The organism is Bacillus sp. JST-5, assembly GCF_057747715.1.
In genome coordinates this window covers 20,215-45,212 of sequence record NZ_JBYLHW010000013.1, presented here as the reverse complement: position 1 = coordinate 45,212, position 24,998 = coordinate 20,215, and the positions used below count along the sequence as shown (strand labels likewise).

Genomic DNA, 24,998 nt, shown 5'->3' with positions numbered 1-24,998 from the left:
GGATTGTGGCATTAGCCCACAACTTCCTGAAAGTAGCCGGCATCCGCCAGCTACTTTCAGATAAAAATCGAAAAAATATAAAAGCAAGTGGAGAGAAACGAATTGTTTTTCTCCACTTGCTTCATTTTAGGGACTTATCGGACAGCCCCCTTTTAAACAACCATATTTTCTAGATAATATATTTTATATTCAATTATTTAATATTTATTGCTTGATCTACTCTATATAAATCTAAGTCAATTTCTAATGGTTTGTCTATAACTAATTTTGCGAGTTCTTTTCCTAAAAATGGTCCAACTGTTAAGCCAGATGATCCAAGCCCGTTGGCAACATAAAGATTTTCATAACCTGAAACTCTACCCATGATCGGAAGAAAATTTGGAGCAACAGGACGATAACCGACCTTTGCATCCATAAATTGTGCATTAGCTAATTCTGGTGCCATTGACATCGCTTTATCTAAAATTTCGTATATTCCTTTGACAGAAGCTCTTGATTCAAATTCATGTTCATCTTCGTAAGTAGTCCCAATGACAATTTTACCGTCCTCGAAAGGTAATAAATATTGATTATTTGGTGGAAGGACAACCGGCCACTGATCGGTATCGGAACGATTGATTTGTAAATGGACAATTTGCGCTTTTTGTCCTCTAATTTGTAGATCTATACCAATAGGAGATAGAAGCTCACTAGCCCAAGCACCAGCAGTAACAATATATGCATCCGCAGCCATTTCCTCATTATTGATTCGGACTACTAATTGGTTATTATTTTTTTCCAATGAAGCTGAGTCATAAATGACTGTTGCTCCATATTTCTTTGCTGCATTTAAAAGTGCATCTCTTACAGCTTTTCCATTTACTCTAGCTGCACCACTTACATATAATGAAAAATACTCATCGGATAGTATTGGACAATGATCTAATGTTTCTTCTTTGTTTTTTCTCAATATTTCTCCGATTTCTGGCGCTTCTTTTTTTCGCAATATCGTTCTTTCTTCCATTTGGTTCAATTTATGTTCTTCTATGTGTAAGCATAGGGCGCCAACTCTTTTGTATCCTGTATTTCTTTCCCCTTCTTTTTCTAATTCTTGAATTAAATTTGGATAAAAGGCCGCTCCTTTTCTTGCGAGTGTATACCATGCTTTATTTCTACGTTGGGAAACCCATGGGCAAATCATCCCTGCTGCAGCTTCTGTTGCTTGTCCAATGTCTTTCCGATCAATAATTGTTACTTGATATCCAAACTTCGCTAAATGATAAGCAGTGGAAGCACCTAATATTCCCGCTCCTATGACAATAACTTTTTTCATGTTTTCACCTTTCTCCAAGACTTTAACCATAATAAGTATATCTAATTTAATAATGAAACAATTGTATGTGAAAAGTCTTTTAGAATCACCATACATTGAAAACTATATATAAATTAATTTTAGAACCTTTAAATTATAGTTCCACTCTAGTTCCAACATTATGTTTGGTTGCCTTTTGATAAACACCGGCAGCCACTGCTAAATCAAAATACGCCATTCCAACAGATTTAAAAAAAGTAATTTCATTATCATTTTTTCTTCCTTCAACGTTTCCAACAAGCAAGTCGCCGATCTCTCCATGAATATTAGAAAAACTCCATACTCCCTTATTTACAGGAATAATGAAATCTCCTGCTTCTTCTTTCACTCCTTCAATTGTATCAACTACTATTTTAGAACATTTTAATAATGTTTTTTCATCAACTTCTTGCATATTCGGTAAATACGAGCCAATCCCATTAATATGGGTACCAGGCATTAGCGAATCTCCAGAAAATACAGGAGTCTCCGAACGAGTACTACAAATAACAATATGTGAATGTCTTACAGCAATATTAGGATCATCGACTACTTCTACAATCCCTTTAAAATGAGGTGCTATTAATTTAACTCTTTCTGCAAATTGATAAGCTTTTTCTATTGTACGGTTATATAAATATATTTTTTGAATAGGAGAAACCTCTAAAATTCCTAACAGTTGTTCTTCTGCCATAGCACCACAACCGATAACACATAAAATAGATGAATCTATACGTGCCAATTTTTCCGTTGCAATGGCACTTAATGCCCCTGTTCTTACTCTTGTTAAATATGTAGCATTTAATAAGGCAACATGTTCCCCACTATTTGCATCACTTAATACAATCACCCCTTGAGTTGTCTTTAATCCTTTTTTAGGATTATCCGGAAAGATAGTGACAATTTTCACTGACATTTTTTCTAAAAAGGTGTTTGAAGACGGCATATATAAAGCTGAGGCTTTTTTCTTCGGGAATTCTATGACAGTTCGTAATGGATTCTTTACGTTTCCATTCACTTTGGAAACAATACTCTCTTTCAAATCGTTAATAGCATCTTTTATCGTATATATAGAACGAATTTGCTGTTCGGATAAAATCAGCATGCTTTTACCTCCTATTCTCATTTAAAAAGCGATGTCTGTAGCAAATAAAAATTTCATTACTATATACTTCTATTATACTCTCTTATTATGTAAAAAAAGGAATCGCATTCATCGCGATTCCTTAAGCTTCTTTATCCAACTCTTCATTTTTACGATCTTTAACAGACCAAACGGCTATTAATGAAATCACTGATGTTAATATAATGTATAGGGCTACAGGTACGTACGAATTATTAAATTCGTTTAATAAAGCGGTAGCAATTAATGGTGCCGTTCCCCCAGCAACTGCTGCCCCGATTTGATAACCAAGTGATATACCTGTATAACGAACATTGGATTTAAAGATTTCAGAGAACATTGTTCCTAACACCGCTGTAATTGGTGCCCAAATAATCCCTAATCCAACTACTGTAGCAATGATTACTGCTATTGCTGAATCTAAATGTAAAATCCAGAAATATGGAAACGCATACAAAATCATTAAAAGAGTTCCGCCTACATATAATCTTTTTCTTCCTATTTTATCGGATAAGCGACCCATAATTGGAATTAAAATAGTAGTTACAATCGTTGCAATTGTCACAGCATTTAATGTCTCTGTATTTGAATAACCTAATTGGTTGGTAGCGTATGAAACAATAAACGTTCCAAAAATATAAAAAGGTGCTGTTTCAACAACTTTTGCCCCAACGGCTATAATGACTTCTTTCCAGTGTGTTTTCATTGTTTCAACGAACGGTACTTTTACAATCTCGTTTTTTTCTAATGCTTTTTTAAACGATGGTGTTTCATCAATACCTTTACGTATCCATAAACCGAAAATAACGAGAAGAGCACTTAATATAAATGGCACCCTCCAACCCCAACTCATAAATTGATCGTCAGGTAATAGCGTCATAATCGACATGGAAACCGTTCCTAATAATAAACCGATTGTAACTCCCATTTGAGGAATACTTCCGAATAGTCCTCTTTTCTCTTTTGGAGCATACTCAACAGCGAGTAATAACGCTCCTCCCCATTCTCCTCCAAGTCCTAATCCTTGAATTAAACGAAGGATTATGAGGAGAATTGGAGCAGCTACTCCAATAGATTCATACGTTGGTAAAAGACCCATGAGGACAGTTCCTCCACCCATTAAGGTTAAAGTTAAAACTAACGTTTTCTTTCTTCCGATTCTGTCCCCAATATGGCTAAATAATATTCCTCCTAATGGACGTATAAAAAATGACAGTGCAAATGTTGCATATGCAAGCATTAATCCAACAACAGGATCTTCACTATGAAAAAATAAATGATTAAAAACAAGTGCAGCTACTGTTCCATATAAAAAGTAATCAAACCACTCAATAGAACTTCCTACTAAACTTGCAATTAATACTTTCTTGTTTACGCTTTTATCCATATGCTTATTCCCCCTAACACAGATATTTTATAATAGAGGAATATATTTTTCCATTCAAAATTTTCCAACTATTATATTTAATCAGTTTTATAAAATAGCTTTGTTCCATCATTATTACTTACCTTTTTATTAGTGTTTCTTATTTTACGTTAAAATAGAAAAGAGCTATTACTCTTCATGGAATAATAGCTCTTTAATTTATGATATAATTCGATTTGGTGTAATCGGGGATCGTGGAAAAGGCGGATTAAATGTATTTAATAAATATTGATAAATAGCTTCTTCCACCGATAATCCTTTTTTTACAATTCCTTGGTTCCCAAATAATACGTTAAACTCCAATATATAGTAGCGTCCGCCACTCACTACTACATCAAACCCTGCATGGTTGATATTCAGTTCTTTCGCAACTTGAAGAACTAAATCACACGCTTCTTGTGGAATAAAGTCAAAACAAAGCTCGCCGCCTTGAGCAATATTATGGAGAAATTCTCCTTCTGCTCCAATACGCCAATAAGATGTAAATATCTCATTCCCGACTACACATATTCTTAAATCTTTCCCATCGTTCTCTAAATATTCCTGAACATAAAGAATTTCGTTGTTTTTTGCATATTCGTAAAAATCTTGCTCATTTTTAATCAAAAAAACTCCTTTACCCATTGAATTTCTAACCTCTTTAGCAACAAACGGGAAAGGAAAAGTTTCTAGCACATAATGGATATTACCTTCTGTATTTCCAAGTATTTCAGTATAAGGGACGTAATTTTTGGCAACTGTCCAAAGGGCACGAGTCATTTCCACTTTACTAAACCCTAACTGCAACGTTTCAATACTAGGGAAAATTTTCTTTTTTAATCCATAAACTAATGCAGGAACTTGCCATGTTTCAGGGAACAGAACAACATCTGCTTCCTTTATAATGTCAATATCTTTAAACATATGTTCCGGTTTTACATAACGGACCCCTGGCATTCCTATCGTGCGGAAAGGATTAAATGAAACTAATTTCATATAATAGCGTCCACACTCCGAATTTAAAATTTTAGAATACTATAATAATAGCACCATGACAAAAATATTAGCAATTTATTTTTTTATTAAAATGGGAAATAATCTAACGATATTTGGATAATTAATGCTAGTAATACGATTCTTATAATAGGTTTTACAAGATCCGATCTTATTCTTTCTGCTATTCGAATGCCAATTTGAGCTCCAGTAACCGAACCTAGCAATAAAGCAATAGTTACCGGCCAAATGACTTTTCCTGATAAAATATAGGTTATTGCTGCTCCAATACAACTAGAGAATGTAGCTAATCGTACATAACCTACTGCTTTAATATAGGCGATATTTAAAAAACTAAATAAATACAACATCAACGTTCCTTGCCCTGGACCAAACATTCCATCATACGAGCCAATCATATATAAACCAGTTATACTGATTTTATTAGGTTTTAAAGACTCCTCGCCAAAAAATGATTTTTTTCGGACAAATGAGGTGATGAACGCGAATAATAATAGAAAAACAGCTAATATACCCATTTTTTCTTCTGAAATATTGGTTGCTATATAACTTCCGCTAATTCCACCGGCTAAACTTACTGGAATGATCCAAACACATTGTTTCAATGATAATTGTTTTTTTAAGGTAAGATGTAAAATGCTTGAAAAGGAACTAACAGTATTTGATACTTTATTCGCTCCTATCGCAGAGTGGATGGGAACACCGAGTAAAAGCATTGCAGGTAAACTAATTAAACCTCCACCACCGGCTATTGTCCCTAATGTTGTTCCACAAACGCCAATGAAAAATAATATTACATATTCCATTTTTATTCCACCCCTTTCTACTCCTTAGTTTATTCTCATTTATTTAATAAGTAAATTTTATATTTATTATATTTTTCCATAAGATTTTCTTAATTATAGAGAAAAAGAAAATATCACGGCATCTTAGACCGTGACATTCAAAAATCTTTGTATCGTTGTAAAGGACTATACATTTATTGAATCATACTTTGTGATACCATTTATTTTATTTCTAGCCTACCAAAAATAGACCGGACATTCCTGCCCGATCTGAAGGAAACAATTATCTTTTTCCTGAATCATATGGTTCCCCAGCTGCTTTAGGGGCTTGTGATGATTTAGAGAATAATACTAATGCAATAAGTGTAATAACATATGGAAATACCTTTAGAATAATAGGTGGAATAACCGTTAATGCCGGAATCACTTGTGAAACGTTGGCTACAGTACTAGCAAAACCAAAGAAGAATGTAGCTGCTAATACGCCAAATGGTCTCCATTGACCAAAGATTAAAGCCGCCAACGCTAAAAATCCTAAACCAGATACGTTACCTGTAAACTCCCCAGAATAAGTAACAATGATTACAGCTCCACCAATACCTGCAAAGGCACCTGAAATCATTACACCAATATAACGCATTTTCCGAACACTTACTCCCGCAGCCTCTGCTGCTTGCGGATATTCTCCACATGCCCTTAATCGCAGACCAAAAGGAGTTTTATAAAGTAAATAAGCACTAATAATGACAATTAGTAATACAACCCAAGTTGTCCAATATGTTCTAGTAAAGAATAAATCTCCTATTATTGGAATCTTTGATAAGTATGGGATTGTATATGGCGTAAACCCTTCAGTAATACGTATATTTCCACTACCTGTGATATTTCGAGCTAAGAAAACTGTAATAGCACCTGCAATCAAGTTAATAGCTGTACCACTAATAATTTGATTAGCACTTAAGTTGATACTAGCAAATGCGTGTAATAATGATGTAAGGACACCTGCAACAATCGCGACTAGTATACCAAGCCAAATAGCAATTTGCCCACCATTAAAAACTTCTAAGAAATAATTGATACTTATGGCTGAAGCAAATGCCCCTATAACCATTAATCCCTCTAAACCAATGTTAACTATACCACTTCTTTCACTAAACAATCCACCTAATGCCGTTATAAGAAGAGGAACAGTAAACATTATAGCGTATGGGAATATTTGTTCTATAATCGTCCACATGTTAACGTCCCCCCTCTTTTGAATTAGCTACATTTCCTTGTTCTTGATTTTTCTTCTTATTCGAAAATTTTCTTAGCAGTCGTTCAATCAAGACGCTAGTTGCGGCAAAATAAATAATAATGGCAATGATGGAGTTTGCAATTTCTGGTGGAATAGCTGTCATTGCGCTCATAAATCCGGTTCCCGAATATAGAATTCCAAAGAAAACTGCTGCAAAAAATACGCCTAAAGGAGCATTAGCACCTAATAATGCAACAGCAATTCCGTCGAATCCTTGTGATGGAAGGATACCGATTTGTATCGAAGTGGAATTTCCTGTATAGTGTGCTACTCCCGCCAATCCTGCCAATCCGCCGGAAATTAACATGGATAAAATGATATCTCTATTTACTTTCATTCCCGCATATTCGGCTGCATGACGGTTAAATCCTACCGCTTTTAATTCATATCCTAATGTTGTTTTATTAATGATAAATGCAATTACGATTGTAGCAATTACTGCAATAAATAAACCTAAATTGACATAAGATCCGCCAAAGAATTCAGAGATCATTGGGGATTGAAGTGTTGCTTCAGCTGGAAGTTTTTTAGATTCTGTTTCTAAATATTCACCTTTAAAATATCCTGGAACGACATAGTAAATCGTCCAATATGCAACCCAGTTCATCATGATTGTGGATACAACTTCATGGACATTAAATTTAGCTTTTAATAAACCCGGAATAAATGCCCATAATGCCCCACCAATAAATCCAGCTAATATCATCAATATCAATAATACCGGTCTAGAAACATCTAAAGTTAATCCAATGGCTGTTGCACATAATCCACCGATTAGCATTTGACCAGAAGCACCGATATTAAAAAGTCCTGTACGGAAAGCAAAAGCAACAGATAATCCTGTAAAAATAAGTGGTGTCGCTGTTGCTAATGTGTCTCCAATTCGTTTGATATCTTTAAGTCCGCCCTGTAATAGGTAGGAGAACCCTTCTATTGGATTATTACCTGTTAACGCCATTAAAATTGTCCCAGCGATAAGACCTAAAAATACGGCGATTAACGAAATAATTGTATTTTTCATCGACCTTCCTCCTTACCTACTCCAGCCATCATCAATCCTACCTCATTCTCATTCGTTTCGGAGGCTTGTACAGTACCAACAATCTCACCGTTGTTAATTACTACAATCCGGTCAGATAATTGTAAAACTTCATCTAATTCTAATGAAATTAATAATACAGCTTTTCCTTGATCTCTATGTTCAACTAGGCGTTTATGAATATATTCTATGGAACCAACATCTAAACCACGAGTAGGTTGGACAGCAATTAATAGGTCTGGATTTAATTCCATTTCACGGCCGATGATCGCTTTTTGCTGATTTCCTCCGGATAATGACCTTGCAATGGAATTCGGTCCCTCACCTGATCGAACATCAAAGCTTTCCATAATTGCTTGGGAATATTTTAATATTTCTTTTTTATTTAATAATCCCTTATTTGAGAATGGAGGCTGATTATAAACTTGTAAAATCATGTTTTCACTCATTGTATAATCTAAAACTAAACCTCGTTTTTGTCTGTCTTCTGGAATATGTCCGATACCTTTTCTAATCCGATCACGTATTGGTAAGTGAGTAATATCTTCATTATTTAAATAAATGGAACCGGATTCAACTTTTCTTAAACCTGTAATTGCTTCAACCAATTCTGCTTGTCCATTTCCATCTACTCCAGCAATACCAACAATTTCTCCCGCACGTACATCGAAAGTAAAGTTTTTCAAACCAAGAACATCTTTACCACTTTTAACGGACACATTTTCCATTTTTAAAATAACTTTTCCAGGTTTAGCTTCTGCTTTATCTACTTTAAATGAAACTTTACGCCCAACCATCATTTCGGCTAAACTAGCTTCACTTGCATCAGCTACATTTACCGTTCCGATAGTTTTCCCTCTTCTAATAACCGTACAACGATCGGCGACTGCTTTAATTTCTTTTAATTTATGTGTAATGAGAATGATAGATTTACCTTCATTCACAAGATTTTTCATTATTTTCATTAACTCTTGTATTTCCATAGGGGTTAATACAGCAGTAGGCTCATCGAAAATTAAAACATCTGCATTTCGATACAGCGTTTTTAAAATTTCAACTCTTTGTTGCATCCCTACAGAAATATCTTCTATTTTTGCATATGGATCTACGTTTAAACCATATTGTTTAGAAAGTTCTTCGATTCTTTTCGCTGCAGAATCAATATCGATACGCATTCCCTTTACAGGTTCCATTCCTAAAATAATATTTTCAGTAACTGTGAAATTCTCAACCAACTTAAAATGTTGATGAACCATTCCAATACCTAAGTCGTTTGCAACGTTTGGATTGGATATTTTTACTTCTTTTCCTTTTACTTTAATAATCCCTTTATCAGGCTGATATAGTCCGAAAAGAATCGCCATTAATGTTGATTTACCGGCTCCATTTTCTCCTAAAAGGGCGTGGATTTCTCCCTTTTTAAGAGAAATAGAGATGTTGTCATTGGCAACAACACCTGGAAATTCTTTTCGAATATTCAGCATTTCTACTACATATTCCATTTAAACACTCACCTTTTATAAAAAATTCATTAAGTGTCTCTTTCTCTTTTGCTGAAATTCATTATTATCGAAATATTTCCTTTATTTAATAAAAAATAGTGCAAAAAGAGACGGAAGAGACCGCCTCTTTTTTATGTCTTACTTAAATAAGTCGCCTTGTTCTTCAGAAACTTTGATTTCCCCTGATTTAAGTTTTTCATAGATTTCTTTAACTGTTTTTTCAGTTTCATCACTTAGGTTAGGGTTTTCTTCAGGAATTCCTACACCGTCATTTTTCGCGTCAAATGTTAAAGTTTTACCACCAGGGAAACTTCCATCTAACTCTTGTTTAATCATATCAAATGATGCATGGTCGATTTTCTTCATTGCTGAAGTTAAGATAATGGATTTGTCTCCATCATATTTCCCTTCGTCGTATTGGTCAACGTCTACCCCAATGATCCAAACTTTTTCTCCTGCTTTAGCGCGGTTTTTAGCTTCAGTGATCGCACCTACACCAACGCCACCAGCAGCTGTAAAGATCACATCTACACCACGATCAAACATTTGTGCAGCTAATTGAGTTCCTGCAGCAGTGTTGTCAAATGAACCTTGGTAAACAAAGTTTTCAGCTTTCATTGTAATATTTGTGCCTAAATTCTCATTCGCATATTTAATTCCTTGTTGGAATCCCCAGTTAAATTTTTGTACCGCTGGGATTTCCATTCCACCGATAAATCCAGCTTCGCCTTCTTTCAATTCGAGAGCTGCAGCTAATCCTGCTAAAAATCCTGATTCATGTTCAGCAAAGTAAATAGCAACAGTGTTATCGCTTACACTATAATTTCCATTTCCATCTTGAGGAGCTCCATCAAGAATAACAAATTTAGCATCTTTATATTGATCTTGAGCTTTATAGATGGCTGTCTCAAATTTAAATCCAGGAGTTACAATGAATTTGTAACCAGCATCATATAGGTTAGCAATTTCTTTTAAGTAGTCAGCTTCAGTAGTTCCAGCTGGTTTTAAATATTTTGCTTGAATACCTAATTCTTTTTCAGCTTGTTTAATACCTTCCCAAGTACCTTGGTTAAATGACTTATCGTCGATGGTACCTGCGTCAGTAACCATTCCTACTTTCATTCCATCTTTTTTGCCTTCGCCACCTTTGTCGTTATCCCCACCACAAGCAGTAAGTAGGCCAAGACAAACAATTAGTAGCATCATGAAAAACTTTTTCATAATTTGCCCCCTTAAAACATTTCTTAAAATTTTTTCTTCCAAAATAAATATAACTTTTAATAGAACAATAATCAAGATGACTTAATATTAATATTTTTTCTTTTTATCAAAACTTTTTTTAATATTAATTAAATGGTTAAAAACATCTTTTTTGTAACGCTTTTATATTATTAATACATCATGTACCTTTTATTCATTTTCAATTATGAACTAATATTTTTCATTTTACGGAGATTATATCTGCAATCCGATGATTCAAAGGTGAATTTACTAACTATTTAATTGGAATAATAAATTTTCTTGTAACCATTCCAATGCAATTGTTAATAATTCATAATATTTCTCCTTTTTATTGCATTTTATTATAATATAGGTAGATTTTTTGCTATCTTTCTATCCACAGAAATTATAGATAATCATAATCTTGGACATCTTTTTTTCTTCTTTTAGTATGAGACCTTACGTCAACATTACTTTCAGAAGTTATGAAGGTGTTCTTTTTCTAATGGTTTTCATTAATATCACTTGTAGTTGGAGGGATCATTGATGAAAAGAGCCATTATTTATTGTGAAAATCAATTTGGTTCAATGGATGGGAAGACAGCAAATGGTTTAATAAGAGATTCTGGTTTTTATAAAATTGTTGCGGTGATTGACAGTTCAAAAGCCGGAATGGATTCAGGAGAATTTTTAGATGGAAAGAAAAACGGCATTCCTATTTGTAAAGATCTTGAAGAAGCTCTTTCCATCAGTCAGCAAAAACCAGAAGATTTTATTTTTGGAATAGCTCCCGCCGAAGCATTTTTGAAAGAAAATGAGCGGGAAATTATTAAAAAAGCAATGAAATTTGGATTAAATATTATTAATCCGCTCCAAGAGTTTTTAACAGAGGATAAAGAAATGATGTCTATAGCTGAAAAATTTGGTGTAACCATTCGAGATGTTCGGAAACCAAAGCCGAAAAAAGAATGGAGGTTATTCTCCGGAAGAATTCTTCAACTAGAAACCCCCGTTATTACTGTGTTAGGAACAGATGGTGCATGCGGAAAACGAACAACTTCTTTACTATTGCAACGTGGTTTTGAAAAGAGAGGATTTAAAGCAACTTTTATTGCTACAGGTCAAACTGGACTTATTCAAGGTGCTTCCTACGGTTTTGCCATGGATGCCTTCCCGCTCCAATATTTAATAGGAGAGTTAGAAAATGAAATTATTCGCGCTTATGAAAAAGAGAAACCTGACATTATCATCGTTGAAGGTCAAGGTGCTCTCAGCCACCCAGCATATGCAAGTTCCGCAGGCATTTTAAAAGGCGCAAGACCTGATGCAGTCATATTACAACATCCACCAAAAAGAAAAGTATTAGGTGATTTCCCTTTTATCCCAATGCCATCCGTTGAAAATGAAATCAAACTTATTGAACATTACGGTCAAACAAAAGTGATTGGTATTACATTAAATCACGAAGGTATGACCGATGGAGAAATACAACAAACCATCAAAGATTATGAGAATAAATTTAAGCTACCAGTGGATGACGTTCTAAAATTTGGCCCGAATAAAATGATAGACACCATTATTAACTTTTTCCCATCTTTAAAGAAAAAAGAAAAGTCAGGGGTTGCCATATGATCAAGAAGGTAACCCCTAGAATTGAAATTGATATAGCAAAATTAGAACACAATGCCAAACGATTAAAACATTTTTTTGAAAACAAAGGTATTAATATTACCGCCGTAGTAAAAGGGGTTTGCTCCAATATAGAAATTTCAAAAAGATTAGTACAGTGTGGAATCAATAGTTTAGCAGACACAAAAATTACTAATCTAAAAAAATTAAAAGAAGCAAATATTCATGCAACGTTGATATTGTTGCGAACTCCTTCCATGAGTGAAATATCAGATACGATACAATTTGCTGATATTAGCCTCAATACCGAATTGGAAGTCGTTCGAGCTCTGTCAAAAGAAGCAACAAATCAAAATAAAGTACACTCCATTATCGTTATGGTTGAAATGGGGGATTTAAGAGAGGGAATATTAGCAAAGGATGTTTCTTCTTTTATAAAAGAGGTTTTAACATTCCCGAATATTCGTATTGTTGGAATCGGGACGAATTTCGCTTGTTTTGGAGGTGTCATTCCAACCGAAGAAAAAATGAAAGAATTTTCCTCCATTGTTGAAAGATTAGAGAATGAACTTTCTTTGAAATTCCAATATGTATCGGGAGGAAATTCAGCAAATTACCTATGGGCAACACAAGTTAATAATGTTGGGAGAATTAACCACCTTCGTTTAGGCGAGTCCATTTTATTAGGAAAAGATACAATTGAAGGTTTACCAATTCCCGGTCTTTACCAAAATGCCTTTAAATTTGTAGCAGAAGTTATTGAATCTAAATGGAAACCATCTGTTCCATTCGGTAAAACAGCCAAAAATGCATTTGGTGAAACCGTTACGTTTCAAAATCGCGGAATTATCCAACGAGCAATTGTAGGGGTAGGAAGACAAGATATACTTGTTTCCGGATTAACCCCATTAATTCCAGTTGAGATTCTTGGTTCTAGTAGTGATCATATTATTCTTGATAGTAAACATGTCCGATTAAAACCAGGTGACGAAGTGCCATTCTCTGTTGATTATGGTGCTTTAATCTCTGCTATGACTTCTCCTTACGTTCATAAAATATTTATTGATTCGAATCCATCCATCCATAGAGATTCTTACCATAATAAAACGATCGCATAACCTATTTGGATATTGGCTCCAAATAGGTTTAATTTTTTATCGTTAGCCGTTTAATGATTTTTTCATGTTGTGGGTACTGCTCTAACAATTCTTTTTCTTTAAAAAGCTCAAAACCTTTAAAATCAAATCCCGGCGATACCATACAGCCAACTAGTGCAAATGTATTTGCTTCATCTACAGTTGAACCGAATATAGTATGTTTCGGAACAAGAATCTGTGGTTGTTCACCTTTTTCAACATTTAATCCTAACTTTAACGCTTCATAAGTACCATCCACATGAATCATATGAACGGTAAGAGGTGAGCCTGCATGAAAATACCATAGTTCATCGGATTGTAAACGGTGGAAATGAGATACATCTTTTGAACGTAATAGAAAATATATACTTGTATATAGCCTTCTTTGTCCTTGTTTACAGTTCATCCACTCATCAGATTGAAACGTAGATCGATAAAATCCACCTTCCGGATGCGGTTCTAATTGAAGTTTTTCAATATATGTTTCAGCATTGAACATCGACATTCCCTCCTTCTTTATCTTTCCTTCAGCATTAAACAATAAAATGAATTCTTTAAAATATGTGATATTTATACTTCATATCCTACCATATTTTAATCATGACAACTTTTTTAGTTGAAAAATACGGAGAAATTCAATTTACCTCATTTTGAACGCTAAATCTAATAACAAAGTTTAAACATCATCTATTCAAGAGCATTTGGCTAGTATAAAATGAAATATATAGAATTTTCTTGAATTTTAAAGGAGGTTTTCATGTCGCCCCTTACAAAGTATTTATTTATCATTTCATTTGATTGCCTTTCATCACTAGACTTCCCATTAATTAAAAAGCTTCCAAACTTTAAACGACTCCTTGATTCAGCTTCATACTGTGAAAATGTTCAAACCATTTATCCATCTGTTACCTACCCATGTCACGTTACTATTGTTACTGGAAAATTCCCTAATAATCATGGTGTGGTAAATAATACTCTATTACAACCAGGAAAAACTTCCCCAGATTGGTATTGGTACAGGAAATATGTAAAAGGGACCACTTTGTATGATGAGGCGAAAAAAGCTGGATTAAAAACAGCTGCGCTTTTATGGCCCGTTACCGCTAGAGCGAACATTGATTACAATATGCCTGAGATTTTCGCTAATCGTCCTTGGCATCATCAAGTCGGTGTGTCTCTTCGGAATGGAAGCCCTCTCTATCAATTAGAGATGAACAAAAAGTTTGGTCATATCCGCAAAGGGTTAAGTCAACCAGAATTAGATGATTTTGTATTAGCTTCCACAGTTGAGACCATCAAAACAAAAAAACCAAATTTATTGCTAGTACATTTTACAGACTTAGATACACAGCGGCATTATTACGGTTTTTCTTCTAAAGAAGCAATCGCCGCCATTGAACGACATGATCAGCGTTTAGGTAAAATTATGGAAGCAGTTAAGGAAGCAGGTCTTCAAGAAGAAATGACCTTTGTAGTGCTTGGAGATCATAGTGCATTAGATGAAAATAAAGCGATTAAACTAAATGTTTTGTTAAAGAACCACGGACTTATTCAATTAAATAAATGGGGAAAGGTTGTGAGTTGGAAGGCATACTGTAAAAGTTGCGACGGATCTGCCTATATTTATTTGAACGATCCATCCGATCAAGAAACTAAGAATAAACTACAACTGTTAATGGATGAACTTCTTCGTGATGAGCAAAATGGAATCGAAACCGTTCTAACCGGTGAAGAGGCAAAACAGAAAGGGGCCGATGAACAAGCGTTTTTCATGTTAGAGGCAAAAAGAGGCTTTTATTTTAAAGAGTCGTTAAATGGTGAATTTATTGAACATGTAACAGAACAAGATGTTAGACAAGGGATCTATACATTCGCTTCACATGGTTACTCACCGGAAAAAGATAATTACAAAACGATTTTCATTGCTCAAGGGAAAGGAATTAAACCAAATGTCGTCATTCCATCTATGCATCTTGTTGATGAAGGTCCAACATTTGCTCGACTTTTAGGTTTAAATTTAGGGGATACCGATGGCGGAGTTATAGAAACGCTATTAAATCTATAAATATTTATTAAACGTTTTTCATTCATTTTATTTTTTTAAAATCTTATTTCTTTTCATTGGGGGTTAAGTAGTATGGGACGATATACAAAAGAAGAAAATAGTTGGATGATGTATGATTGGGCTAACTCTGCTTATTCCATTATCATTACAACTGCGGTCTTCCCTATTTTCTATAAATCTGCTGCGAGTAGTGCAGGTATTAGTAATGCAAATTCTACCGCATACTTAGGTTATACGATTGCCGTCGCTACGTTTATTTTAGCGATGCTTGGGCCAATTTTAGGAACGATTGCAGATTATCAAGGTTATAAAAAGAAATTTTTCAGTTTCTTCTTCTCCATTGGTGCCGCTGCAACAGCTTGCTTAGCATTTATCCCATTCGAACAATGGTATTTATTGCTGATTTGTTATACCGTTGCAACGATCGGTTCTGCGGGTGCGAACATTTTTTACGATGCGTTTCTCGTTGATGTTACCTCAGAAGAACGAATGAATGATGTATCTTCGAGAGGATTCGGTCTTGGTTATATCGGTAGCACGATTCCATTTATTATAAGTATAGCTATTATTCTTTTAGCACAGAATGAAGTACTTCCGCTATCTGTTACAGCAGCAAGCAGAATAGCATTTTTAATTACTGCTGTTTGGTGGATCGTTTTCACGATACCAATGTTTAAAAATGTGAAACAACATTACTTCATTCAAAGAGAACCTCATTTGATTAAAAATAGTTTTATTCGAATCGGGAATACGTTTAAAGAGATTAAAAAATATCGTTCATTATTTTTGTTTTTATTAGCTTATTTCTTTTATATTGATGGGGTCGTAACAATCATTTCAATGTCGACTGCTTATGGTACAGACTTAGGAATTAGCTCTACAACTTTATTAATTGTTTTATTTGTTACCCAAGTGGTCGCTGCACCTTTTTCCATATTGTATGGTAGACTTGCACAAACATTTACCGGGAAAAAGATGCTCTATGTTGGAATTATTATTTATATTATCGTTTGTATTTACGCATATTTTATGAAAACTTCTTTTGACTTTTGGGTATTAGCGATGCTGGTTGCAACATCCCAAGGAGGAATTCAAGCATTAAGTCGATCATATTTCGCTAAACTTATACCAAAAGAAAATTCCAATGAATTTTTCGGTTTTTATAATATTTTTGGTAAATTCGCTTCCATTATGGGACCTTTATTAGTTGGAGTAACTTCTCAAATTACTGGTAATTCTCGAACTGGTGTGTTTAGTCTCGTTATTTTATTTATAATCGGCATTTTAATTCTTGCCATTGTTCCTGAACCTAAAGGAGAAGCCAATCCAAAAGAAATATAACTCATGGTTTGAACCGCAGGCTATCATCAGCCTGCTTTTTTCATGTCATGCACCTTTCATAAGTAATGACAAATTCACAAAATATGTTCTACTTCCCGGGAAATGAGTAAATACTATAAAAGATATAAAGTCTATTGAATCTGTACATTAAATGAGGTGCAAATATGAATCTTCATCAACTTTTACAACCTCTAAATATATCACCTCAAAATATTCCTAATCTGAAGGTAAGCGGTATTCAATTTCAATCAAACAAGGTGAAAAAAGGAGACATTTTTGTAGCCATTAAAGGATTTCAAGATGACGGACATAAGTATATAAACGAAGCAATTGAAAAAGGTGCTATTGCGATTATTGGTGAAAGACCAATCATCTTAAATTCCATTCCATATATTCAAGTACATGATGCTAGAGAGGCACTGGCAAAACTAGCGTCTACTTTTTTTCAACACCCGTCAAAAACACATAAAATGATTGGTGTTACTGGAACAAACGGCAAAACAACTACTTCCTATATCATCAAGCACTTGCTGAATGATTATGACCGATCTTGTGCTCTTATTAGTACCGTTGAAAATTTTATAAACGGGAAATCGTATCCATCAACAGCTACAACTCCCAATGCACTGGAATTGCAACAATTACTAAAAGAAAGTGACGATGAATATGTTGTCCTTGAAGTGTCTTCTCATGGACTTCACCAAAAAAGGGTAGAAGAAATTGCATTTGATTATGCTGTTTTCACGAACTTAACCCATGAACATTTAGATTACCATAATAGTTTAGATGACTATTTTCATGTAAAAAGTAGACTTTTCCAAAAGTTAAAAAGCAATGGAAAAGCTATCATTTTTTCTAATTGTCCATGGGGGAGGCGATTAATTCATAAACTCCGTGCTGAAAATATCCCTGTTTATACATATGGTTCTTCATTAGATGATGATTTACAATACATTTCTCGAGTAGGAAATACGATAAAAGTTTCTTGGTTAAATGTGCTTTGGGAATTCGAATTATCTTTACCAGGCATATACAACGTTTATAATTGCCTTGCTGCTATATTAGTTGCACTTTTAGAGGGTATAAGCATTTTCTCGATTAAACAGTCACTGAAACACTTCCGAGGTGTTCCCGGTCGATTCCAAATTTATCGACATCCTACTAATATTCATTTTATTATCGATTATGCTCATACACCTGACGGATTAGAAAAGTTTTTAAAAGCTGTCAAACAACTTTCTTACAAAAGAATCATTCATATTTTCGGATTTCGAGGGAATCGGGATTTAACGAAAAGAGGGCTAATGTTAAATATTTCAAATCAATATAGTCAACAAACAATTTTAACTATTGATGATTTAAATGGTGTTCAAAAAGAAGCGATGATTCATCAATTAGAAGAACTATCAAAGAACTACGGATGTGAACATACTGTCATCATTTCAGACCGTACATTAGCAATAAAATATGCTTGGGATTTAGCAAAGGCCGGAGATGTTATTGTAATAACTGGAAAAGGTCCTGAACAATATCAAGAGAAATTCCAGCTGCCGGCGAGATCCGATGCCGAAACCATCCATTATTTGTTTAGGAAACTCCCTTCGACAAGTTAACACTTTCACCTATTGATACAAAGCTGTTAATGTTTATATCTTTACTTAAAATAAAAAGGAATCTTACCCCTTATAAAGGAGTTAGATTCCTTTTATAGTTATTAGCGATTTACTGGTATTTTGTCAGAAAGGCCTAAAGTTTGGGATGTTGTCGTATTAATTTCTTCAAGTAGTTCTGGATGTTCGCTTAAAGATAATCCATAAGAAGGGATCATTTCTTTAATTTTTGGCTCCCATTCTTTCATACGTTGAGGGAAGCAACGTTCTAATACTTCGAGCATTACGTGAACAGCTGTAGATGCTCCTGGAGAAGCCCCTAGTAATGCTGCTATTGTTCCATCTTGAGCACATACTACCTCTGTTCCAAATTGAAGTGTCCCTTTTCCACCAGATTCTGTATCCTTAATAACTTGTACACGTTGACCGGCTACAATAATTTCCCAATCTTCAAGTTTAGCTGTTGGCACAAATTCTCTTAATTCTTCTAATCGTTTTTCATTAGAGAGTAAAACTTGTTGAATTAAATATTTTGTTAATTTCATTTCTTTTACGCCAGCCGCTAACATAGTCAAAAGGTTATGCGGTTTAACGGATTTTATTAAATCAAAATAAGAACCGTTCTTTAAAAATTTTGGTGAAAATCCGGCAAATGGTCCAAACAGTAAAGATTTCTTATTATTAATATAACGTGTATCAAGATGTGGTACTGACATTGGCGGTGCACCGACTTTTGCTTTCCCATATACTTTTGCATGGTGCTTTTCAACGATTTCTTGATTTTTACATACCATAAATAATCCGCTTACCGGGAATCCCCCAATACCCTTTCCTTCTGGGATTCCAGATTTTTGCAACAAGTGTAAGCTACCGCCTCCACCACCAATGAAGACAAATTTTGCTTTATGATAATCGATAGATCCATTTTCTAAATTACGAATTTTTAACTCCCATAAACCATCACGATTACGTTTTATATCATCGACACTATGATTATAGTTGATTTCAACATTTTGTCTTTTTAAATGTTCAAACAATATTCGAGTAAGAGCACCAAAGTTCACATCTGTCCCAGAATCAATTTTTGTCGCAGCAATTGGTTCATCGGACGTACGACCTTCCATTATTAATGGAACCCATTTCTTTAATTGATCCCGATCTTCTGTATATTCCATCCCTTTAAATAACGGATGATTAGAAAGCGCTTCAAATCTTTTCTTTAAAAAGGAAACATTTTCTTTTCCTTGCACTAAACTCATATGTGGAATTGGCATTACAAAATCTTTTGGATTACTAATCAAGTTACTTTTTACAAGATAGGACCAAAATTGTTTAGAAATTTGAAATTGTTCATTAACCTTTATGGCTTTAGTAATATCAATGGTTCCATCCTTTTTCTCAGGAGTGTAATTCAGCTCACATAATGCAGCATGTCCAGTTCCAGCATTATTCCACTCATTGGAACTTTCCTCTCCCGGTTTTGCGAGCTTTTCAAACACTTTAATCTCCCATTCTGGAGCAAGTTCTTTTAATAAGGAACCTAGCGTTGCACTCATTATTCCGGCACCGATTAAAATGACGTCTGTTTTTTTCTCCATGTTACGCATTATTCCCTCTTCCTTATCCTTTTAAAATTTACAAAAAAGAAACGGGCCACCTTTACCCCTAAGACATAGAGCAAGTTAGCACAAATTTACCTATAAGCCATGTATATCTTCATACCATTATTCATTATAATCATTAAAAAATAAAAATTTCTACTACTATTTAATCATTATAAACTATTTATATCGGATTAAAAAGGGAGAGAGACTAATATCCATTTCATCCCATTTTTAATAATGCCTAAAAATAAAAAAAGCTGGGTATATACATTGTTTTGTATTTCCCCAACCGTATAATGATTTTTACTTCGTTTTAAATTCTTCATAACTTTGTTTATATTCTTCCTCTGTTACTGAGAGAAACATTATTTCCTTTTCTGTCATCCAAAAAGTTAATAGAAAACTATCAGCACCATTTGGAAAATTCCCTTCCATCTTTACTGTTTTTCCATCAACCGTGGTATATAAATTGATCATTAAGCCGTCTGTAATACCGTTTATTTCATATTTCGTTTCTTTATACGGATTTTCTTGACCGTCTATCTTTTCCATTAAGGTGAGAGTACCGGATAATTCACCTTCAAGATAAGCTTCATCAATCTTAATGAAAACTTGGAAAGATTCATCATCACTTCTATATAAAAAACCGTATTTGCTTCTTAAATCATTGAAAAACTTTTGAATTCGATCCTTTTCTTTCTTTTCTGAATGATAAACCGCAATATCCAACTGCTCTTGTAAATCGTCCATATATTTTTTCAACTCGTTCTCTTTTACTCCCTTTAAGATTTTGATTTCTCCATCTATATGAGAACGAATATGAAATTGATCGTTAGCAAACCAAGCATCGTATTTTTCTAAACTTCCATCTTTTTGGACTTGTAATTCATATCCATTTGTTGTCGATGTGCCTGTTACTTTGTATGTGTGTTCTGCTAATACCGGAACTTTTCCTATTTCCTCTATTATTTTCTTTTCATTGAAAGTTCCTTTAATTGTCTCATTTCGGATAGATAGATCAAACCATTGTAAAACACTATTTTCTGCATAAACAAATGCATCCGATTGATTGATTGGTTCTTTACCATCATTCATGATTGAGATACCCCACCAAACTGCTGCCCCAATAATAATAACGGTCAACATGGAATATATTAGTTTCTTCATCAAATTTCCCCCTAAGATCGCATACCTGAATTTTTAATGAAGTTGCGATTATAAGTGTTTGGACATAAACAATAGTATTATATCTATTAATAACTCGTGCTTTCTATTATATTCTATTAATAGGGATTAATTCCTTTTCTTTAATGATTATGCTTAATCATTTCATTTTGTCTATATTTTTGGATTTATACAAGTGGCCCCTAGATTATATGATTGATAAATATCTATTATAAAAAATAAAACATACTAGATTAACATCTAGTACGTTTTAACAAACCTTATCCAATTACGATTAACTATTTAACTTGAAAAAAGGATTTACGAGGCAAGAAGGTTTCTCTCTCTAATTTACTCCCTTTACAAATTGCTCTTTAATCGTTTTAAAATGCGTTGATAGTCATCTCTGTCAATTCCAGGCGCAAATTCCTCCGGAAGTTCTGGAAAATCTGGTACAGGTGCTCCTTCTGGCATTCCATCAATGACTTTTAACGGTTCTCCGGTTTCTGGATTTAATCCTTTCCATATTTGATTAATATCTCGATATTCAGGTTCTCCCCAAGTATATAACACGTTATATAAGCCTTGATCCATAAATTTCTTCGCATAATCGAATTTATTATTATCTAAACTTGGAACTGGAAGCATTTTCCCTACGTCCACACCAGTAGCTACTTCAATTGCTTTTGCATAGGCAATAATGTGGGTTCCACCTCTAACAAGCAAATATCCGATCATTGTTAAAGCTGTTGGATGTGTTGTCATTTCATATACACGCATTTTATGGGTTCTAGCACCGATTTCCAGCATATAGTTAAACAATAAATCTTCTATCAATACTCCTGTGTTTGTGACAAATTCTCCATTCCATGGTCTTCCCATACTATCTCCTGGATAGGAAGCTTGGGCGGTTGTTGTAAAATGCAAGGAGTATCTTGCATCCTTACCATTTTGAAGAGGAGCTGTATCTGGATCCCCTGGAACTGTATTGCCATTGGATAAAAGATTAATTGTGTTTGCCACTAACTCTACGTGACCAAACTCTTCAGCAGTAATACTTGCAATTAAATCATAAAAGGGCTTGAATTTTTTCTTGGCACGGAAGTTAAAGGATTGAAACATGTAATTGTTCAATGTAGACATTTCTCCAAACTTCCCACCTAATAATTCTTGAACGGCTGCAGCAGCGTTCATATCTCCATGTTCCGGAATGGGAAGCTCAATTGCAATTTTGTTTACACGTTTCATCATAAGCACAACACCCCAATCTTATTAAAATAAAATGTATTCCTATCATCCCTTAGTTTCTTGTGCAGTATTCATTTAAACTTGATGGAACCAAATAATTTGATCGGTACGAATATAAAAAGGGGAGCCACCCATTTGAACAACTATATGGTCTGGCATCACTTTTCTTAATACACCTCGAACAGACCCACGAGCAGTTTGTACGGCAATCGATTGATTTTGTAATCTCATTAAACTCTCATATACGTATGGATCACTAAGTTTCCATTCTCCGTTCATAGTTAAGCACTCCTTTCTCCTAAGTCCATAGCATTATATGCAACAAAATTGGGAAAATGTGCATTTGTCTATTTAATAAGAGAACGAAACATCATGATAAACGCCCTTTGCTTGATCAGCAAATAGTATGGTGATTATAAATTTTCAACAAATATCTGTTCCTAGCCACTTAAATCATTGTCATCTCATCCTGAGGGGAGGATTGATAATATTCAAAACTTTATATAAAACTAAAAACGGTCAACTAGATAACATTTTTCATAAATCAAACATGATAAAATCACTAAACTTTTATAGCTTCTAAGGTCAATGAAAAGTCGTTATTCGGTTCAAAAATGGACTGAAATGACTTCATCTCGGAAATCATTAAAGATGGAAAATTTATTTTTCTATATTAAAATGAATATCAAAATCTTGGTAATATTTTTCAATATTTTATAATTTTTTCATAAACCTTTAATAAGGTATCGCAAGACGTCAATATCTTTTCAAAAAAATATTTGGAGATGAGAAAATGAAAAACCAATCATCAAATGCAACTTGGACGTTAACGTTGTTTTGTATCGGTGTTTTGATGGCTGCACTTGATAACGGAATCATTAGTGCCGCGCTAACCACTATTAACTCTTCCTTCGATGTTTCTGCCAACTGGGGAGCATGGGGAGTCACCATTTATACATTAGGTTTAGCTATAAGTATCCCTATTGTCGGGAAAATTTCTGATCGTTATGGGCGAAAGAAACTGTTTATCGTGGAAATTACACTATTTGGACTTGGATCATTATTGGTTGCACTGAGTCCAAATTTCGTATTTTATTTGATTTCTCGTTTTATCCAAGCCATGGGTGGCGGGGGAATCTTTATTATTGGAAGCTCCCATATTTTAAGCACTTTCCCTAAAGAACAACAAGGAAAAGCTCTTGGAGCATTGGGTGCGATGAACGGGATTGGGGCGATTTTAGGTCCTAACCTAGGAAGTATCATTTTAGATTTTACTGGAAATTGGCATTATCTATTTTTGATTAATGTTCCGATTGCATTAGTATTAGTAATTTTAGGCATTCTTAAAATTGAGGAAACAAAAGAATCTTCAGCTGGGAAACTTGATCTAGTAGGTGCAATTCTTTTATCCTTCTCCGTACTTTGCATTATGTACGGGTTAACTAATATCGATGGAGTTTCTTTACTTGATAGCATAGCAACTCCTGAAGTTTATGGATTTATCTTAGGAGGAATCGCCCTATTTACATTTTTAATTTTCTATAACCGTTCTTTGGATAAGCGAGATTTAGATCCAATCCTACCGGTAAAATTACTTACTCAACCTACCTATTTATTAACATTACTTATTGGAGCACTCTCTGGAGCATTAATTGCAGGAATGATATTTATTCCATCCTTTGTGGAAGAAATTTTGGGGGTATCCGCAGAAACCTCAGGATATTGGATGACTCCTTTAGCTCTTGCCTCTGGTTTTGGTGCTGCCTTTGGTGGAATGCTAGTGGATAAAAGAGGGCCAATTATCGCAGTATTTGTATCTGGATTAATTACAGCTATAGGATTTTTATTATTCCCTACTTGGATTGAACTCAAGTGGCAATTTATCATATCATCCTGTATTGCTGGATTAGGGATGGGAATCCTTTTAGGAGCACCGCTAAATATTTTAGCTACAGAACGTTTGGAAAAGGATAAAGGAACATCTTTAGCAGGACTTTCCTTGGTGCGTCAAATCGGAATGACCATTGCTCCTACGATCTATGCAGGATTTATTGTACGAGGTTTTAACAAAATTCCTGAACTTTTCAAAACTGATTTTAGTTCAATTCTGCAAAAAAACATGGAGGCAGCAGATTTAAGCCCTCTAGCTATGCAAGAATTCCAGCAATTGGCTGGAAAAATGGCTAGTATGGATCATTCAACAAACATGGACTATTCTAGTATTTTGGAACAAATCCAAGATCCTACGTTAAAAGAGGTCATCAAATCCAGCGTCGACCAAATTACATTAATGGCTGCTCAAAACGGCTATGGAGGTTTATTTTATTCAACCGTTGTCATTTCAGCTCTTGTTGTTTTGTTAGCCCTCATATTAAAACCGATTCGTCAACGGGCATTGCAAGAAAAGGCGAAACTTTAACAGACTTAAATTTGAAATTTCAAAAATGGCAGTCAGAGCAACTTCCTTTTGACTGCCATTTTCAAT

At 34.4% G+C, this 24,998-nt stretch carries 20 protein-coding genes; 6 read left to right on the top strand and 14 right to left on the bottom strand.

Annotated features, from left to right (window positions below; translation table 11 throughout):
• Positions 1–193 precede the first annotated feature (193 nt).
• The 9 genes from AC3ASS_RS04860 to AC3ASS_RS04820 form a co-directional block, all read right to left on the bottom strand.
• Positions 194–1,342: an NAD(P)/FAD-dependent oxidoreductase gene (locus AC3ASS_RS04860; RefSeq protein WP_488282387.1), complete on the bottom strand. Its 1,149-nt coding sequence runs from the start codon at positions 1,340–1,342 to the stop codon at positions 194–196.
• 103 nt (positions 1,343–1,445) lie between these two features.
• Positions 1,446–2,435 (bottom strand): ornithine cyclodeaminase family protein, encoded by a 990-nt coding sequence (locus tag AC3ASS_RS04855; RefSeq protein WP_488282386.1) that lies wholly within the window; start codon positions 2,433–2,435, stop codon positions 1,446–1,448.
• A 121-nt stretch (positions 2,436–2,556) separates the two neighbouring features.
• Positions 2,557–3,840 (bottom strand): MFS transporter, encoded by a 1,284-nt coding sequence (locus tag AC3ASS_RS04850; protein ID WP_488282385.1) that lies wholly within the window; start codon positions 3,838–3,840, stop codon positions 2,557–2,559.
• A 198-nt stretch (positions 3,841–4,038) separates the two neighbouring features.
• Positions 4,039–4,854 (bottom strand): ATP-grasp domain-containing protein, encoded by an 816-nt coding sequence (locus tag AC3ASS_RS04845; RefSeq protein WP_488282384.1) that lies wholly within the window; start codon positions 4,852–4,854, stop codon positions 4,039–4,041.
• Positions 4,855–4,940: 86 nt separating this feature from the next.
• Complete coding sequence (locus AC3ASS_RS04840) at positions 4,941–5,678, bottom strand: sulfite exporter TauE/SafE family protein (protein ID WP_488282383.1); 738 nt, start codon at positions 5,676–5,678, stop codon at positions 4,941–4,943.
• A gap of 262 nt (positions 5,679–5,940) precedes the next feature.
• Complete coding sequence (locus AC3ASS_RS04835; RefSeq protein ID WP_488282382.1) at positions 5,941–6,894, bottom strand: ABC transporter permease; 954 nt, start codon at positions 6,892–6,894, stop codon at positions 5,941–5,943.
• A gap of 1 nt (position 6,895) precedes the next feature.
• Positions 6,896–7,975: an ABC transporter permease gene (locus AC3ASS_RS04830; RefSeq protein ID WP_488282381.1), complete on the bottom strand. Its 1,080-nt coding sequence runs from the start codon at positions 7,973–7,975 to the stop codon at positions 6,896–6,898.
• Positions 7,972–9,495, bottom strand: coding sequence for an ABC transporter ATP-binding protein (locus tag AC3ASS_RS04825; RefSeq protein WP_488282380.1), 1,524 nt, complete (start codon positions 9,493–9,495; stop codon positions 7,972–7,974). Before AC3ASS_RS04825 ends, AC3ASS_RS04830 begins: the two co-directional genes overlap by 4 nt.
• Before the next feature lie 138 nt (positions 9,496–9,633).
• A complete protein-coding gene (locus AC3ASS_RS04820; RefSeq protein WP_488282379.1) occupies positions 9,634–10,716 on the bottom strand; it encodes a BMP family lipoprotein in 1,083 nt (360 codons plus the stop codon).
• Positions 10,717–11,259: 543 nt separating this feature from the next.
• On the opposite strand from AC3ASS_RS04820, the gene AC3ASS_RS04815 reads away from it, so the two are divergent.
• Positions 11,260–12,348, top strand: coding sequence for an N-acetyltransferase DgcN family protein (locus AC3ASS_RS04815; RefSeq protein ID WP_488282378.1), 1,089 nt, complete (start codon positions 11,260–11,262; stop codon positions 12,346–12,348).
• Positions 12,345–13,463: an alanine/ornithine racemase family PLP-dependent enzyme gene (locus AC3ASS_RS04810; protein WP_488282377.1), complete on the top strand. Its 1,119-nt coding sequence runs from the start codon at positions 12,345–12,347 to the stop codon at positions 13,461–13,463. Before AC3ASS_RS04815 ends, AC3ASS_RS04810 begins: the two co-directional genes overlap by 4 nt.
• Before the next feature lie 28 nt (positions 13,464–13,491).
• Here the strand turns inward: AC3ASS_RS04810 and AC3ASS_RS04805 are convergent, their stop codons facing one another.
• Entirely contained in the window at positions 13,492–13,986 is a 495-nt protein-coding gene (locus tag AC3ASS_RS04805; protein ID WP_488282376.1) for a cupin domain-containing protein, read from the bottom strand.
• Positions 13,987–14,238: 252 nt separating this feature from the next.
• Here AC3ASS_RS04805 and AC3ASS_RS04800 point away from each other — a divergent pair, with 252 nt between their 5' ends.
• From AC3ASS_RS04800 to AC3ASS_RS04790, 3 genes are all read left to right on the top strand, one after another.
• Entirely contained in the window at positions 14,239–15,546 is a 1,308-nt protein-coding gene (locus tag AC3ASS_RS04800) for an alkaline phosphatase family protein (RefSeq protein ID WP_488282375.1), read from the top strand.
• Positions 15,547–15,618: 72 nt separating this feature from the next.
• Positions 15,619–16,887 (top strand): MFS transporter, encoded by a 1,269-nt coding sequence (locus AC3ASS_RS04795; protein WP_488282374.1) that lies wholly within the window; start codon positions 15,619–15,621, stop codon positions 16,885–16,887.
• A gap of 164 nt (positions 16,888–17,051) precedes the next feature.
• Positions 17,052–18,500, top strand: a complete 1,449-nt coding sequence (locus AC3ASS_RS04790) for a UDP-N-acetylmuramoyl-L-alanyl-D-glutamate--2,6-diaminopimelate ligase (protein ID WP_488282373.1) — start codon at positions 17,052–17,054, stop codon at positions 18,498–18,500.
• 101 nt (positions 18,501–18,601) lie between these two features.
• Here AC3ASS_RS04790 and AC3ASS_RS04785 read toward each other — a convergent pair whose 3' ends face one another.
• The 4 genes from AC3ASS_RS04785 to AC3ASS_RS04770 form a co-directional block, all read right to left on the bottom strand.
• The gene (locus AC3ASS_RS04785; protein ID WP_488282372.1) at positions 18,602–20,104 is read right to left on the bottom strand and encodes a malate:quinone oxidoreductase; all 1,503 of its coding nucleotides are present in this window, start codon (positions 20,102–20,104) and stop codon (positions 18,602–18,604) included.
• 300 nt (positions 20,105–20,404) lie between these two features.
• The gene (locus AC3ASS_RS04780; protein ID WP_488282371.1) at positions 20,405–21,268 is read right to left on the bottom strand and encodes a hypothetical protein; all 864 of its coding nucleotides are present in this window, start codon (positions 21,266–21,268) and stop codon (positions 20,405–20,407) included.
• Positions 21,269–21,625: 357 nt separating this feature from the next.
• Positions 21,626–22,516, bottom strand: coding sequence for a manganese catalase family protein (locus tag AC3ASS_RS04775; RefSeq protein ID WP_488282370.1), 891 nt, complete (start codon positions 22,514–22,516; stop codon positions 21,626–21,628).
• Between the two features lie 72 nt (positions 22,517–22,588).
• Positions 22,589–22,792: a YuzF family protein gene (locus AC3ASS_RS04770; protein ID WP_488282369.1), complete on the bottom strand. Its 204-nt coding sequence runs from the start codon at positions 22,790–22,792 to the stop codon at positions 22,589–22,591.
• A gap of 514 nt (positions 22,793–23,306) precedes the next feature.
• Here AC3ASS_RS04770 and AC3ASS_RS04765 point away from each other — a divergent pair.
• Positions 23,307–24,932 (top strand): MFS transporter, encoded by a 1,626-nt coding sequence (locus tag AC3ASS_RS04765; protein ID WP_488282368.1) that lies wholly within the window; start codon positions 23,307–23,309, stop codon positions 24,930–24,932.
• Positions 24,933–24,998 lie beyond the last annotated feature (66 nt).

What these genes read in the sequence shown, in the direction of transcription:
- AC3ASS_RS04860 (WP_488282387.1), bottom strand. Translation starts at nt 1,342, where the DNA reads ATGGTTAAAGTCTTGGAGAAAGGTGAAAACATGAAAAAAGTTATTGTC.
- AC3ASS_RS04855 (WP_488282386.1), bottom strand. Translation starts at nt 2,435, where the DNA reads ATGCTGATTTTATCCGAACAGCAAATTCGTTCTATATATACGATAAAA.
- AC3ASS_RS04850 (WP_488282385.1), bottom strand. Translation starts at nt 3,840, where the DNA reads ATGGATAAAAGCGTAAACAAGAAAGTATTAATTGCAAGTTTAGTAGGA.
- AC3ASS_RS04845 (WP_488282384.1), bottom strand. Translation starts at nt 4,854, where the DNA reads ATGAAATTAGTTTCATTTAATCCTTTCCGCACGATAGGAATGCCAGGG.
- AC3ASS_RS04840 (WP_488282383.1), bottom strand. Translation starts at nt 5,678, where the DNA reads ATGGAATATGTAATATTATTTTTCATTGGCGTTTGTGGAACAACATTA.
- AC3ASS_RS04835 (WP_488282382.1), bottom strand. Translation starts at nt 6,894, where the DNA reads ATGTGGACGATTATAGAACAAATATTCCCATACGCTATAATGTTTACT.
- AC3ASS_RS04830 (WP_488282381.1), bottom strand. Translation starts at nt 7,975, where the DNA reads ATGAAAAATACAATTATTTCGTTAATCGCCGTATTTTTAGGTCTTATC.
- AC3ASS_RS04825 (WP_488282380.1), bottom strand. Translation starts at nt 9,495, where the DNA reads ATGGAATATGTAGTAGAAATGCTGAATATTCGAAAAGAATTTCCAGGT.
- AC3ASS_RS04820 (WP_488282379.1), bottom strand. Translation starts at nt 10,716, where the DNA reads ATGAAAAAGTTTTTCATGATGCTACTAATTGTTTGTCTTGGCCTACTT.
- AC3ASS_RS04810 (WP_488282377.1), top strand. Translation starts at nt 12,345, where the DNA reads ATGATCAAGAAGGTAACCCCTAGAATTGAAATTGATATAGCAAAATTA.
- AC3ASS_RS04805 (WP_488282376.1), bottom strand. Translation starts at nt 13,986, where the DNA reads ATGTCGATGTTCAATGCTGAAACATATATTGAAAAACTTCAATTAGAA.
- AC3ASS_RS04800 (WP_488282375.1), top strand. Translation starts at nt 14,239, where the DNA reads ATGTCGCCCCTTACAAAGTATTTATTTATCATTTCATTTGATTGCCTT.
- AC3ASS_RS04795 (WP_488282374.1), top strand. Translation starts at nt 15,619, where the DNA reads ATGGGACGATATACAAAAGAAGAAAATAGTTGGATGATGTATGATTGG.
- AC3ASS_RS04790 (WP_488282373.1), top strand. Translation starts at nt 17,052, where the DNA reads ATGAATCTTCATCAACTTTTACAACCTCTAAATATATCACCTCAAAAT.
- AC3ASS_RS04785 (WP_488282372.1), bottom strand. Translation starts at nt 20,104, where the DNA reads ATGCGTAACATGGAGAAAAAAACAGACGTCATTTTAATCGGTGCCGGA.
- AC3ASS_RS04780 (WP_488282371.1), bottom strand. Translation starts at nt 21,268, where the DNA reads ATGAAGAAACTAATATATTCCATGTTGACCGTTATTATTATTGGGGCA.
- AC3ASS_RS04775 (WP_488282370.1), bottom strand. Translation starts at nt 22,516, where the DNA reads ATGATGAAACGTGTAAACAAAATTGCAATTGAGCTTCCCATTCCGGAA.
- AC3ASS_RS04770 (WP_488282369.1), bottom strand. Translation starts at nt 22,792, where the DNA reads ATGAACGGAGAATGGAAACTTAGTGATCCATACGTATATGAGAGTTTA.
- AC3ASS_RS04765 (WP_488282368.1), top strand. Translation starts at nt 23,307, where the DNA reads ATGAAAAACCAATCATCAAATGCAACTTGGACGTTAACGTTGTTTTGT.